Raw genomic sequence first — 13,209 nt, 5'->3', positions numbered from 1 at the left:
TAGGCGGTTGCGCCGGTCACGGCAATCGATACACGCCGGTCCGGTCCTGTCTGCGCGTTCGCCCTATAATCCCGCCCCTCGCCGTACCCCGGGATTTGCCGCTGTGGTCAAACCGCTGCCGCGCCTGAAGCTGCAGGGCTTCAACAACCTCACCAAGTCGCTGTCGTTCAACATCTACGACGTGTGCTACGCGGCCTCCGAGGACGAGCGCCGGCGCTACATCGAGTACATCGACGAGGAATACAACGCCGACCGCCTGACCCAGATCCTCACCGACGTTGCGGAGATCATCGGCGCCAACATCCTCAACATCGCCCGCCAGGACTACGACCCGCAGGGCGCCTCGGTGACGATCCTGATCTCCGAACAACCGGTCATCGACAAGGCCGATGCCAAGGGGGTGATTTCCGACGCCGTGGTGGCGCACCTGGACAAGTCGCACATCACCGTGCACACCTACCCGGAAACCCATCCGGACAACGGCATCGCCACCTTCCGCGCCGATATCGACGTGTCCACCTGCGGCGTGATCTCGCCGCTGAAGGCCCTGAACTACCTGATCGAGAGCCTCGAATCGGACATCGTGGTGATGGACTACCGCGTGCGCGGCTTCACCCGGGACATCAAGGGCCGCAAGCACTACATCGACCACAAGATCAATTCGATCCAGGACTACCTGGCCAAGAACATCAAGTCGCGCTACGAAATGCTCGACGTCAACGTCTACCAGGAAAACCTGTTCCACACCAAGATGCACCTGAAGGACTTCGACCTGGACAACTACCTGTTCGAAGAGAAGGCCAAGAACCTGTCCTTCAAGGAGCGGATGAAGATCGAGGCGCGGCTGCGGCGCGAGATCGAAGAGCTGTACCAGGGGCGCAACCTGGTCGAATAGGCCTGCTCGAATAGGCATTTCCCGGGCTCGCGCCCGGAAAACCCCAAAGTTTGCTGCGCAAACTCCGGGCCCCGCCGCGCGCTGCCACACCCCCATTCGCGCCAGCGGCGCGAATCGCCCCCTGACTCAGGGGACTGGTGTCGGGACGACGGATGGGATGCGCGGGTACCACATCAGATCCGGTACGCGACCGTCTTCATCAGCTTCGAGGCCGCCGCCATCAGCGAGGGCACCGGTTGCGGCAGGACCCGGGCGCCGGCTTGCTCGGCGTTGTCGGCGTGGCGGGCCTCGTCGGCCTTCATCTGTTGCAGGATCGCGCGGCTGCGCAGGTCGGCTTCGGGCAGGGTCTGCAGGTGCTCGGCCAGGTGTGCCTCGACCTGGCGCTCGGTCTCGACCACGAAACCCAGGTTCCAGCCGTCGCCGCGCAGGCCGGCGAGCACGCCGATGGCGTAGCTGCCTGCATACCAGACCGGATTGAGCAGGCTGGGCCGGCTGCCGAGCTCGTCCAGACGCTCTGCGCACCAGGCCAGGTGGTCGGTTTCCTCGGCGGCGGCGGCGAGCAGATCGGCCTGGGTGGCCTCGTCGCGGGCCACGGCCGCCTGGCCGCTGTACAGGGCCTGGGCGCAGATCTCGCCGACATGGTTGATGCGCATCAGGCCGGCGGCGTGGCGACGTTCGTCCGCGTCCAGGATGATCTCGGCATCGTCCCCGGCCGGGTTGGGGCGTTGGGCGGCGGGGCGTCCGAGTACGCTGTCCAGGCCCCGTTGGGCCTCGATCAGGACACGGTCGGCCAGGGTCAGGTGGCGTGCGGTCATGGCGGTCATTGTGCGACAAGCGCCGCCCGGCGCGCCCGCGGCGCCCGCTGGCTTGCGGCGAAACGCCCATGGAGCTATGATTCCGCTTCTTTGTCGCCCGGTCCCAGGCCGGACGCCAGACAACGCGAGGCGAAGTTCCCACGGGCAATCCGGCGGAACCAACCCGACCACGTAACCCGCCATCAGAGTCCAGTGATGAAGACCTTTTCTGCAAGGAACGAGACCGTCCAGCGCGACTGGTATCTCGTCGATGCTTCCGGCAAGACCCTCGGCCGCCTCGCCGTCGAACTCGCCCGCCGCCTGCGCGGCAAGCACAAGCCCGTCTACACCCCGCACGTCGATACCGGCGACTACCTGGTGGTGGTCAATGCCGAGAAGATCGTCGTCACCGGCAACAAGCTGGCCGACAAGCAGTACCACCGCTTCACCGGCTACGTCGGCAACCTCAAGACCGAGACCCTGGCCCAGGCGCTGGAGCGCCATCCCGAGCGCGTCATCGAGATCGCGGTCAAGGGCATGCTGCCGAAGAATCCGCTCGGCCGCGCCATGTACCGCAAGCTCAAGGTCTACAAGGGTGCCGAGCACCCGCACGCCGCCCAGCAGCCGCAAATCCTGGAACTCTAAGTCATGGCAATCAACCAGAATTACGGCACCGGCCGTCGCAAGTCCTCCACCGCCCGCGTGTTCCTGCGCAAGGGCGAGGGCAAGATCACCATCAACGATCGTCCGATCGAGGAGTTCTTCGGCCGCGAGACCGCACGCATGATCGTGCGCCAGCCGCTCGAACTGACCAAGAACACCGACAAGTTCGACGTGGTCGTCACCGCATCGGGCGGCGGCACCACCGGCCAGGCCGGCGCGATCCGCCTGGGCATCGCCCGCGCGCTGGTCGAGTACGACGAAACGCTGAAGTCGGAACTGCGCAAGGCAGGCTTCATGACCCGCGACGCGCGCGAAGTGGAGCGCAAGAAGGTCGGCCTGCACAAGGCACGCCGCGCCACCCAGTTCTCGAAGCGTTAAGTGGGATCGACGCCGCCGCGCCTGCGGCGGCGTTACAATCGCCTTCATAGCCCCGTCGCCAAGCGGTAAGGCACCTGACTCTGACTCAGGCATTCGGTGGTTCGAATCCATCCGGGGCTGCCAGATTCCTCGCAAGTCCACGCACCACGAAAGCCCGCCATCGGCGGGCTTTTCGTTTTCCATTGCCGAAACGTCCGGCCGCGATGCGAAAATGCCGCATTCCCCTGCCGCCGCCGCCATGGTCGCCAGTTTCCAAGCCCCCTATACCGCGTCTGGTGCGCTCGACGCCGACCTGGAAAGCCGCGGCTATGCCGTCGTGGCGCCGGCGGACGTCATGGCCCTATCCGGCGATGCGCAGTCTGCGCTCGATGCATTGAAGCCGAGCTGGGACGATCTGCGGCCGGACACCTATCTCAAGGATGGCGGCCGCTACCGCAAGCGGCGGCATTCCTGCTTCGTCCTCCAGGACGGGGCGCTGGCCCAGGCGCCGCACCGCGCGCACTGGCAGTCGCTGGACTACAACGCGCTGCACGGTGGCATGCGTCGCTGGTTCGAGCCGGTCGACCCGGCGGTCGTCGCGCAGTCTGCATGGACGCACCTGCTGGCGTCCATCGGTACGATCTGTTCGCGCCGCATGCCGGTCGCGCGCTGGTACATCGAGGCCCACCAGTTCCGCATCGACACCAGTGATGGCATCGGCCGGCCGACGCCGGAAGGCGCGCATCGCGACGGGGTCGACTTCGTCGCGGTCGTGCTGGTGGACCGTCAGGGGATCAAGGGTGGCGAAACCCGCGTGTTCGAGGCACAGGGCCCCGCCGGCCAGCGCTTCACCCTTTTCGAACCGTGGTCGATGTTGCTGCTCGACGATGTGCGCATGATCCATGAGACCACCCCGATCCAGCCGCTGTCCGGCTATGGCCATCGCGACACGCTGGTGCTGACCTATCGCGCCGCAGGCTTCCAGGGCGACGACTGACACGCCCCTTTACCGGCGCCAGCTACAATCCGGATCCATTTTTCGCGAGTGGCCGCATGAAACTTGGCTCACTGAAGGAAGGCGGCCGCGACGGCACGCTGATCGTGGTCTCCCGCGACCTGCAGCGTGCGGTGCGGGCAACCGGCATTGCGCAGACCCTGCAGCGGGCGCTTGAGGACTGGTCGAACGCGGCGCCGCGCCTCAACGCGCTGTCCGACGCACTGAACCAGGACAGCGCCGACGGCGTATTCGATGTCGATTTCGCCCAGCTGGCCGCGCCGCTGCCGCGTGCATACGAATTCGTCGATGGCAGCGCCTACCTGCCGCACGTCGAGCGCGTGCGCCGGGCCCGTGGCGCCGAGGTGCCGGAAAGCTTCTACACCGATCCGCTGATGTACCAGGCGACCAGCGCCGGCTTCTACGGGCCGCGCGATCCGGTCAGGGTCGTCAGCGAAGAGTACGGGATCGACCTGGAAGCCGAGCTGGTGGTGGTCACCGACGACGTGCCGATGGCGGTGACGCCGCAACAGGCGGCCGCGCACATCCAGCTCATCGGCCTGGTCAACGATGTCTCGTTGCGCAACCTGATCCCCGGCGAACTGGCGAAGGGGTTCGGCTTTCTGCAGTCCAAGCCGCGCTCGGCGCTGAGCCCGGTGTTTGTCACGCCCGACGAACTCGGCGAAGCCTGGCGCGGCAACAAAGTGCACCTGCCGCTGCTCACTCACATCAACGGCGAATGGTTCGGTGCGCCCGAGGCGGGCGAGGACATGCAGTTCGATTTCGCCCAGCTGGTCGCGCATGCGGCGAAGACGCGGCCGCTCATCGCCGGCACCATCGTCGGGTCGGGCACGATCGCCAATCAGGACACCACCCGGGGCGCTTCCTGCTTCGCAGAGAAGCGCACGGTCGAAACCCTGGAAACCGGCAAGCCGGTGACCCCCTTCATGCGTTTCGGCGACACCGTGCGTATCGAGATGCTCGACCGGGCGGGCGCCAGCCTGTTCGGCGCGATCGAACAGCGCATCGAGCGCCAGCCTGCGCCATGACCGGCGCGCGTCGCGGTGCGACCGGCGGCGCCCACGGGCCCGGGAAGGCAGGCTAACGTGTGGGACAACTCGGAACCGCAGGGGAACGGTGCCGTGGTCGACAAGCTGGTCCTGTATTCGTACTGGCGTTCGAGCGCCGCCTACCGCGTGCGCATCGGGCTAAACCTCAAGCGCCTGCGCTACGAGACGGTGCCGGTGCACCTGCTGCGCGATGGCGGCGAGCAGCATTCAGAGGCCTACCGTGAGGCCAACCCGCAGCAGCTGGTGCCGGTGCTGCAGCACGGGCATCGCATGCTGCGGCAGTCGCTCGCGATCCTGGACTACCTGGACGAGGTTTGGCCCGAGCCGGTGTTGCTCCCCGCAACCGCACGAGGCCGCCAGCGGGTGCGGGCGCTGGCGCAACTGGTGGCCTGCGACATCCATCCGCTCAACAACCTGCGGGTGTTGCAGTACTTCGAACGCGAATGGAATGTCCCCCAGACCGAGCGCGACGCCTGGGTGCGGCATTGGATGGAGCAAGGCTTCCACGCGTTCGAGCAGCTGCTCGCCGACAACCCGGCGACCAGCGCGTTCTGCGAGGGACACGCGCCTACCGTCGCCGATTGCTGCCTGATCCCGCAGCTGTACAACGCGCGCCGCTACGGCACGGACCTGGCGGCGTTTCCGACATTGCTTCGGATCGAAGCCGCCTGTCTCGCGCTGCCCGCCTTCGACGACGCCCGGCCGGAGCGGCAGCCGGATGCCCCCGAACATCAGGGCTGAGCGGCGAAATACCGGCGTGCGGGCGGTGCACGCACCGCGGCCTCAACCCTTGGAACTGGTGTCGAACACCTCGGCGTAGGGGTCGTGTTCGCCGCTGGCGCCCTCGGAAAAGCGGAACTTCAGCGCCAGGCCGTCGCGCGAGTCGGCTGCCTGCAGGGCTTCCTCGCGCCCGATCCGGCCCTCCTTGTATAAGCGGAACAGGCACTGGTCGAAGCTCTCCATGCCTTCCTCGAGCGACTGTTCCATCGCCTGTTTCATCTCGTGCACCTGGCCGCGGCGCAGCAGGTCGCGAATCACCGGCGTGTTGATCAGCACCTCGGTCGCCGGCATGCGGCGGCCGTCGACCCCGACCACCAGGCGCTGCGAGACGACCGCCTTCAGGTTCAGCGCCAGATTCATGAGCACGTTCTTGTGCGCGCTCTCGGGGAAGAAGTTGAGGATGCGCTCGATGGTCTGGTCGGCGTTGTTGGAGTGCAGCGTCGCCAGGCAGATGTGACCGGTCTCGGCGAAGGCGATCGCCGCTTCCATGGTGGTCGCGTCCAGGATTTCGCCGATCAGGATCACATCCGGCGCTTCGCGCATCGCGTTCTTGAGTGCGTTGTGGAAGGCGTGCGTGTCCAGGCCGACTTCGCGCTGGTTCACGATCGATTTCTTGTGCTTGTGCAGGTACTCGATCGGATCCTCGATGGTGAGGATATGGCCCGACGTGAGGTTGTTGCGGAAGTCGATCATCGAGGCCAGCGTGGTGGACTTGCCCGAACCGGTCGAGCCCACGATCAGCACCAGCCCGCGCGGGGACATGATGATTTCCTTGAGCACCTGCGGCAGCTGCAGCTCCTCGATGCTCGGGATCACGCTGCGGATCGCGCGGATCACGACGCCGATTTCACCGCGCTGCTTGAACACGTTGACGCGGAAGCGGCCGGATTCCTGGGTAGAGTGGGCAAGATTCATCTCCAGGTCGCGTTCGAACTGCGCAGCCTGGGTTTCGTTCATCAGCGAATAGGCGATCTTCTTCGTCATCCCTGCCGGCAGGGGGGTCTCACCCATCGGGTAGAGCTTGCCCTCGACCTTGATGTAGACCGGCGCGCCGGTGGTCAGGAACATGTCCGACGCGTTCTTCTCGTTCATCAGCTTGAGGAAGTAGCCGATTTCCATGCATCGATTCCCGTATGTCTGCCGTTATCGTTGCGTATAACGTGCCGGCTGATGAAAATGGCCGCGTCCCCTGGATACGCCGCCGCCCCTTATGAATCGAAGCTTCGCACAAATCCGCTGGCTGCTGAGCACGGGCGTCTTGGTTCTGGGGCTGGCCGGGTGTGCCAGCCTGCCGCCGCCGACGGGTGAACTGTCGGCCGCGCAGCAGGCGCTCAACCGCGCCGAGGGGGCGGATGCGAGCCAGCACGCGCCCGATACCCTGAACCAGGCGAGCTCGGCCCTGGCCCGCGCGCAGGCCGCCATGTCGGCCGGCAACGAAGAAGACGCGCGCACGCTGGCGCTCGCCGCGGCGGCCGACGGCGACCTTGCCTATGCCGAAAGTCGCGCGCTGGCGACCGAGCAGGAATACCGCCAGCGCCGCCAGGAAGTCGCCGGGCTGCGCCAGCGGCTCCAGGTCGACGATGGGCAACTGCCACCGGCGCTGCCCGACATCGGCCCGGGTAATACCGCGGTCGGCGGCGAGGCACTGCGCCTGCAGCAACTCGACGCCGACGCCAGCCTCAATGGTTACGCCGCCTACGAGCGCCTGCAGGCGCGACAGGCGATGGCTGCGCTGCTGGAGGCGAGCCGGCGCGAGCGCCCGGACGCGCAGTACCTGGCCAGTCGCCGGGTGGCGATCGCGGAATTGGCCGCGCGCACCGAGGCGATGCGGCGTGAGCTCGACCGCCTGGAGCGCGACCGCAGCGATCTGCTGGTCGAAGCCAGTCGCCAGGAGGCCGAGCGCGCCCGCCAGGAGGCCGAGCGCCTGCGGGTGGAGGCCCAGATCCAGGCCGAGGAGGCCCAGCGCCTGCGTGCCGAGGCCGCGGCTGCCGCGCTCGCCCGCCAGGAGGCCGAGGACCTGGTCATCGACGTGGGCGGTGCGGAGGCCGAGCGGCTCAAGGCGGCGCGCGCAAGGGAAGCCGAGCTGGCTCGCCAGGAGGCCGAATTGCTGTCCGAAGGGCAGGACGACGAGGCTGCCGACGACCCTCGCCGGTAAACTGAATGCGGCTCCGGTCGCGTGACGAGTTTTCACCGCTAAATCAATAACTTGCGAAACAGTCTGCGCAGTCCGTGCGCCGCGTCGTGGCCCGAATGCGACGCAAATCATGGACTTGCACGGCGTGCCTTGCGACGTCCACGGAGCAGGAGTAGGGTCGAATACCCAAGCGGCTGCGGTTTCCATCCGCCGCTTGGCCAGCGAGCCAGGCCCCAGATGACCCGATCCCCAGATCCACAGGAACTCGCCGCCGCAAGCACGTCTTGCGGAGGCGGCCTCCGGGGTCGCATCCGCACCGCTCGCAGCATCTCCCCCGCTCCAGTGCTCACCCGCAACGCCCCGTGCCCTCGCAGGCCGGGGCGTTTGCATTTGACCTAGAAGGAGGCACCCATGTTTGAAGGGCAACCGCAGGCGGAACTCGACGAGATCATGAAGGCCAACAGCGAGTTCCGGCAGCTGTATTACCGCCACAAGGAACTGGACAAGCAGGTGCTCGACGCCGAGCTCGGAGTGCTGCCGATCGACGACAGCACCCTGTCCCAGATGAAGCGCGAGAAGCTGGCCGCCAAGGACCGCCTGACGCGAATGTACGAATCCATCCAGCACTGATCCTTCGTTCCACGGCGCGGGCGGAGGCGGCCATCCTCGTCGGCCGTCGCCGCCCGTGCGCATTGTTTGAGTGCGGGGCACGCAAGCAACCCAAGGTTTGCGGAGCAAACCTCGGGCCCCATGCCCTTGCTTCCAAACCCCGCCCCTTCGGGGCGCCCCCTTGCTAAGGGGCTTTCCTCCAGAAAGTATCTCGCGCGCGGCGCCTGGCGCCCGGTATGCGCAGGCGCCCGGCGCGGTTGCTGCCACATGGCCGATAATCTGCGGCTCCATCCGCAGCCGGGCGGCCAGCATTCCATGCCTATCCATCAGTCCGTCCTCGAACTCGTCGGCAACACGCCCATCGTGCAGGCCCAGCGTCTCGACACCGGCCCGTGCACGCTGTACCTCAAGCTGGAAAGCCAGAACCCCGGCGGTTCGATCAAGGACCGGATCGGGCTGTCGATGATCGAAGCGGCCGAGCAGCGCGGCGACATCCGGCCGGGTGACACGCTGGTCGAGGGCACCGCCGGCAACACCGGCATCGGCCTGGCCCTGGTCGCGCAGCAGAAGGGCTACAAGCTGGTGCTAGTGGTTCCCGACAAGATGAGCCGCGAGAAGATCTTCAACCTCAAGGCGATGGGCGCCCAGGTCGTGCTGACCCGGTCGGACGTGGCCAAGGGTCATCCGGACTATTACCAGGACCTGGCCGAACGGATCGCGCGCGAGACTCCGGGCGCGTACTTCATCAACCAGTTCGGCAACCCCGACAACCCGGCCGCGCACGAATTCGTGACCGGGCCGGAGATCCTGCGGCAGATGGACGGGGACCTGGACGCGATCGTCTTCGGCTGCGGCAGCTCGGGCACGATGACCGGCCTGTCGCGCTGCTTCGCGCAGCATTCGCCCGAAACCGAACTGATCCTGGCCGATCCGGTGGGCTCGATCCTGGCCGAGTACATCAACGAGGGCACGCTCAGCGAAAAATCCGCCAGCTGGATGGTCGAGGGCATCGGCGAGGATTTCCTGCCCACCATCTCCGACTTCAGCCGGGTCAAGCGGGCCTATGCCATTACCGACAAGGAGAGCTTCCTCACCGCGCGCGAGCTGCTGGAGAAGGAGGGCATCCTCGGCGGCTCGTCCACAGGTACCCTGCTGGCCGCCGCGCTGAAGTACTGCCGCGCGCAGACCGAACCCAAACGGGTGCTGGTGTTCGTCTGCGACACCGGCAACAAGTACCTGTCGAAGATGTACAACGACTACTGGATGCTGGACAACGGCTTTCTCGAGCGCGAGCCGAGCGGTGACCTGCGCGACCTCATCCTGCGTCCGTACTCGCAGCGCGACACTGTGGTGGTGGGTCCCGGCGACCTGTTGGTCACTGCCTACCAGCGGATGAAACTGTACGAGATCTCGCAGCTGCCGGTGATGGACGGCGAGCACCTGGTCGGGATCGTCGACGAATCCGACGTGCTGCTGCATGTCTACGGCGACGAGGCCAGGTTCAAGGATCCGGTCTCGACCGCCATGGTCAGCAAGATCGACTCGCTGGACGTCAAATCCCCGATCGAGTCTCTGCTGCCCCTGTTCGACCGCGGCCACGTGGCCATCGTCAAGGACGGCGAGAAGTTCCTGGGCCTGATCACCCGGATCGACCTGCTCAACTACCTGCGCAGGCGGGTGCAGTAGGGCGGGCGAGGGCGAGGCGAATGCTAGAATTCGCCGATTGTTTCAGGGCAAAAACATGAACGAAACCGACGGCGACGCAGCCCCCGGCGCGTCCCGCTGGGGCTTGGGTACCCTGGCGATCCACGGCGGCCAGGCGCCGGACCCGAGCACCGGCGCGGTGATGCCGCCGATCTACGCGACCTCCACCTACGCCCAGTCCAGCCCGGGCGTACACCAGGGGTTCGAGTACTCGCGCACTCACAACCCCACGCGCTTCGCCTACGAGCGCTGCGTGGCAGCGCTGGAAGGCGGCAGCCGCGGGTTCGCCTTTGCCTCGGGCATGGCAGCGACCTCGACCCTGCTGGAGCTGCTCGACAGCGGTAGCCATGTCGTCGCTATGGACGACCTCTACGGCGGCAGCTACCGCCTGTTCGAGCGCGTGCGCCGCCGCTCGGCCGGGCTGGACTTCAGCTTTGTCGACCTCACCGATCCGGCCGCGTTCGAAGCCGCGATCCGGGCCGACACGCGCATGGTCTGGATCGAAACCCCGACCAACCCGATGCTCAAGATCGTCGACCTGCTGGCGATCTGCGCGATCGCGCGCAAGCGCGGGCTGGTCTCGGTGGTCGACAACACGTTCGCTTCTCCGATTCTGCAGCGCCCGCTGGAACACGGCGCAGACATCGTCATGCATTCGGCCACCAAGTACCTCAACGGGCATTCGGACATGGTCGGCGGCATGGTGGTGGTCGGCGACAACGCCGAACTCGCCGAGCAGCTGGCCTTCCTGCAGAACTCGATCGGCGCAGTACAGGGGCCGTTCGACAGTTTCCTGGCATTACGCGGGTTGAAGACGCTGCACCTGCGGATGAAGGCGCATTGCGAAAGCGCGCAGCAGGTCGCGGAATGGCTGCAAGGCCATCGTGCGATCGAGCATGTGATCTACCCGGGCCTGGAGTCGCATCCGCAGCACGCACTCGCCGCCCGCCAGATGGACGGGCCCGGCGGCATCGTCTCGATCCGCCTGAAGGGCGGTTTCGAGGCGGCCAGGCGCTTCTGCGAACGAACCGAACTGTTCACCCTGGCCGAATCGCTGGGTGGCGTGGAGAGTCTGGTAAACCATCCGGCGGTGATGACGCATGCGTCGGTGCCGGTGGAAAGGCGCAAGGTGCTCGGCATTGCGGATGATTTGGTGCGGTTGAGTGTCGGTGTGGAGGCCCTTACAGACCTGCTCGCCGACCTGGATCGGGCATTGTTGTGAAGTCGGGATCGCTTTTTGGCCGGGGCGCAGCATGAGGTCGCTGAGCCACGACCTTGCGGAGAGCATGAGAGCTCCAGAGTTCTGGGCGCTTTCGAGTTGGCTCGATATCGTGGTGCGATACCGTCAATCCCGCCTCGGGATTTTCTGGCTCGTTGCTCCGGCGATCGTCTATATCTGGGGTTTGGGAGCGTTTTTTGCCGCCATGATGGGCGTCAGCGTGACCAGATTCGCGGCCCATGTGGCAATCGGTTACGTGGTCTATCGATTGGTCAGCAGCGCTATCGTCGAATCGACCACGGCTTTCTCATCCGCAGGTGCGTTCATCCAGGATGGCCACATGCGGTTGACCGACTTCGTGCTCAGGGTATTGGCCAAGGCACTGTTTTACTTCGTGATGTCGCTGCCGGTGGTCGCGGTGGCTCTGGCGATCTATCCCGACATCCACTGGAGCGGATTCGCCTATGCACTAGCTTCATTTCCGCTGGTAATCCTCAACGCGCTGTGGGTTGGGATCTTGTTTGCCTTGGTCGGTGCCCGCTTTCCGGACCTCAGCCAGTTCATTGGCAACGTCTTCATGTTCGCGTTTCTCCTCACGCCAATTATCTGGCAGGCGGACTCGATGCCTGCCGATAGCTTGCGTGGATTGCTGATGCGTTTTAATCCCCTGTTCCATATGGTCGAAGTGGTTCGAGCGCCGATCCTTGGTGAGCAGCTGGAGGGTCTTACTTTGTATTACCTTGGCGCAATGACCTTGCTGGGTTGGGCCGCGGCGATCTTCGCCTATCGGCGTTACGCGCGCTTCGTGCCAATCTGGATCTGACGGCGATGAGCGCCTCCATCACGGTTGAACGGCTCACTCTGTCGGTGCCGATCTACTTGCAGCGCGAGCGCCGTGCCAGCGGCTGGGCGAGGATGTTCCTGGGCGCTGCGTTTGATCCGCCACGACGCGAGCTCATCCGGCTGCTCGACGACATCAGCTTCGAGGCGCACGAAGGGGATCGCATAGCCATTCTGGGCCGCAACGGCGCTGGCAAGTCGACCCTGCTACGCGTGCTGAATGGCGTGTATGCTCCTACTTCGGGTCATGTGCGAGTGGATGGCAGCTGCCAGGCGCTGCTCAATATGTCGCTGGGATTCAATGGCGAGGCGACCGTGCGCGAGAACATTTTCCTGCGCGGTACCGCGATGGGGCTGAAGGCGGCCAGCCTGCGCGAGCAAATTGAGCCGATTCTGGATTTTTCCGGACTTCACGACAAGTCGAATCACCGCTTGCGCACATTGTCGGCCGGGCAGAGGATGCGGCTGGGCTTCGCGATCTCGACCACGTTCCAGCACGATGTGATCCTGATGGACGAATGGGTTGGGGCGGGCGATTCAGAATTCATGGCCCGGGCGACCGAACGGATGAAGGGGCGCGTCGGTGGTAGCAAGGTAGTGATGTTGGCCAGTCACAGCGTCGGCTTGCTACGCGATATTTGCAACAAAGGGCTCGTACTGGAACAGGGACGGGCCGTGCACTTCGGGGACATTCTGTCGTCGCTGCGGGCCTACCACGACTTGCTTGCGTCGCTGCGCGAACAGGACGTCGTCCCCGAGTTGCAGTCGACTTCCGCCGAGGTGATCTACGGCTGCGTAGAGAACCTGATCGTGGCGCATGGCGCGATCCATCTGCAAGGCTGGTGTGTCAGCAATACCGGAAAGGTTCCGCGGACGTTGGCTTTGGCGATCGGCGGCACGCGCCATGCGGCCACTGTATTCGAGTCCTGCCCACGTCCCGATGTGATGCGTCACTTTGGGTTGAGCAACGACCAGTGTGGTTTTCGTGCGACTTTCGCGGTCCCGGGTCTCGAATCCGCGAACGATATCGACTTTGACCTCAGGGTGCTGGGCGGGCACTCGATCGAGGATGCACACGCCCCGCTGCGCATCGCGGGCGCGGTGTCGGCGATGCTTCGCCCCTCAACCCGTTCAACGACAGTCCAGTAGA

At 65.4% G+C, this 13,209-nt stretch carries 14 protein-coding genes and 1 tRNA gene; 13 read left to right on the top strand and 2 right to left on the bottom strand.

Annotation, left to right across the window (positions count from 1 at the left end):
- Positions 1-103 precede the first annotated feature (103 nt).
- A complete protein-coding gene (gene speD, locus MC380_RS15935) occupies positions 104-895 on the top strand; it encodes an adenosylmethionine decarboxylase (protein WP_242102676.1) in 792 nt (263 codons plus the stop codon).
- A 173-nt stretch (positions 896-1,068) separates the two neighbouring features.
- Here the strand turns inward: speD and coq7 are convergent, their stop codons facing one another.
- Positions 1,069-1,710, bottom strand: coding sequence for a 2-polyprenyl-3-methyl-6-methoxy-1,4-benzoquinone monooxygenase (gene coq7 / locus MC380_RS15930; protein WP_242102677.1), 642 nt, complete (start codon positions 1,708-1,710; stop codon positions 1,069-1,071).
- A 195-nt stretch (positions 1,711-1,905) separates the two neighbouring features.
- Between coq7 and rplM the strand changes: the two genes are divergently transcribed.
- From rplM to maiA, 6 genes are all read left to right on the top strand, one after another.
- On the top strand, positions 1,906-2,334 hold the full coding sequence (rplM, locus tag MC380_RS15925) for a 50S ribosomal protein L13 (RefSeq protein WP_242102678.1): 429 nt from the start codon (positions 1,906-1,908) through the stop codon (positions 2,332-2,334).
- Positions 2,335-2,337: 3 nt separating this feature from the next.
- Entirely contained in the window at positions 2,338-2,730 is a 393-nt protein-coding gene (rpsI, locus tag MC380_RS15920; protein WP_242102679.1) for a 30S ribosomal protein S9, read from the top strand.
- Between the two features lie 48 nt (positions 2,731-2,778).
- A tRNA-Gln gene (locus MC380_RS15915) sits at positions 2,779-2,853 on the top strand.
- An 88-nt stretch (positions 2,854-2,941) separates the two neighbouring features.
- Complete coding sequence (locus tag MC380_RS15910) at positions 2,942-3,706, top strand: 2OG-Fe dioxygenase family protein (protein WP_242102680.1); 765 nt, start codon at positions 2,942-2,944, stop codon at positions 3,704-3,706.
- Between the two features lie 56 nt (positions 3,707-3,762).
- Complete coding sequence (locus MC380_RS15905; RefSeq protein ID WP_242165858.1) at positions 3,763-4,752, top strand: fumarylacetoacetate hydrolase family protein; 990 nt, start codon at positions 3,763-3,765, stop codon at positions 4,750-4,752.
- A gap of 93 nt (positions 4,753-4,845) precedes the next feature.
- On the top strand, positions 4,846-5,514 hold the full coding sequence (gene maiA / locus MC380_RS15900; RefSeq protein ID WP_242165857.1) for a maleylacetoacetate isomerase: 669 nt from the start codon (positions 4,846-4,848) through the stop codon (positions 5,512-5,514).
- A 42-nt stretch (positions 5,515-5,556) separates the two neighbouring features.
- On the opposite strand, the gene MC380_RS15895 is transcribed toward maiA, so the two are convergent.
- The gene (locus MC380_RS15895) at positions 5,557-6,672 is read right to left on the bottom strand and encodes a PilT/PilU family type 4a pilus ATPase (protein ID WP_242102683.1); all 1,116 of its coding nucleotides are present in this window, start codon (positions 6,670-6,672) and stop codon (positions 5,557-5,559) included.
- Positions 6,673-6,763: 91 nt separating this feature from the next.
- Between MC380_RS15895 and MC380_RS17975 the strand changes: the two genes are divergently transcribed.
- From MC380_RS17975 to MC380_RS15865, 6 genes are all read left to right on the top strand, one after another.
- Positions 6,764-7,708 (top strand): DUF4398 domain-containing protein, encoded by a 945-nt coding sequence (locus MC380_RS17975; protein WP_277929295.1) that lies wholly within the window; start codon positions 6,764-6,766, stop codon positions 7,706-7,708.
- Between the two features lie 390 nt (positions 7,709-8,098).
- Positions 8,099-8,317: a YdcH family protein gene (locus tag MC380_RS15885; protein WP_242102684.1), complete on the top strand. Its 219-nt coding sequence runs from the start codon at positions 8,099-8,101 to the stop codon at positions 8,315-8,317.
- A gap of 294 nt (positions 8,318-8,611) precedes the next feature.
- Positions 8,612-9,982: a pyridoxal-phosphate dependent enzyme gene (locus MC380_RS15880; RefSeq protein WP_242102980.1), complete on the top strand. Its 1,371-nt coding sequence runs from the start codon at positions 8,612-8,614 to the stop codon at positions 9,980-9,982.
- Positions 9,983-10,037: 55 nt separating this feature from the next.
- A complete protein-coding gene (locus tag MC380_RS15875; protein ID WP_242165854.1) occupies positions 10,038-11,222 on the top strand; it encodes a cystathionine gamma-synthase in 1,185 nt (394 codons plus the stop codon).
- Positions 11,223-11,253: 31 nt separating this feature from the next.
- On the top strand, positions 11,254-12,042 hold the full coding sequence (locus MC380_RS15870) for an ABC transporter permease (protein WP_242102686.1): 789 nt from the start codon (positions 11,254-11,256) through the stop codon (positions 12,040-12,042).
- Between the two features lie 5 nt (positions 12,043-12,047).
- The gene (locus tag MC380_RS15865; protein WP_242102687.1) at positions 12,048-13,208 is read left to right on the top strand and encodes an ABC transporter ATP-binding protein; all 1,161 of its coding nucleotides are present in this window, start codon (positions 12,048-12,050) and stop codon (positions 13,206-13,208) included.
- Position 13,209: the final 1 nt, after the last annotated feature.

It is taken from the genome of Lysobacter sp. M15, from assembly GCF_022662515.1.
Lineage (GTDB): Bacteria > Pseudomonadota > Gammaproteobacteria > Xanthomonadales > Xanthomonadaceae > JAKPBU01.
Note: the sequence above shows the minus strand (reverse complement) of the source record. Positions and strands in the feature narration are given on the sequence as shown.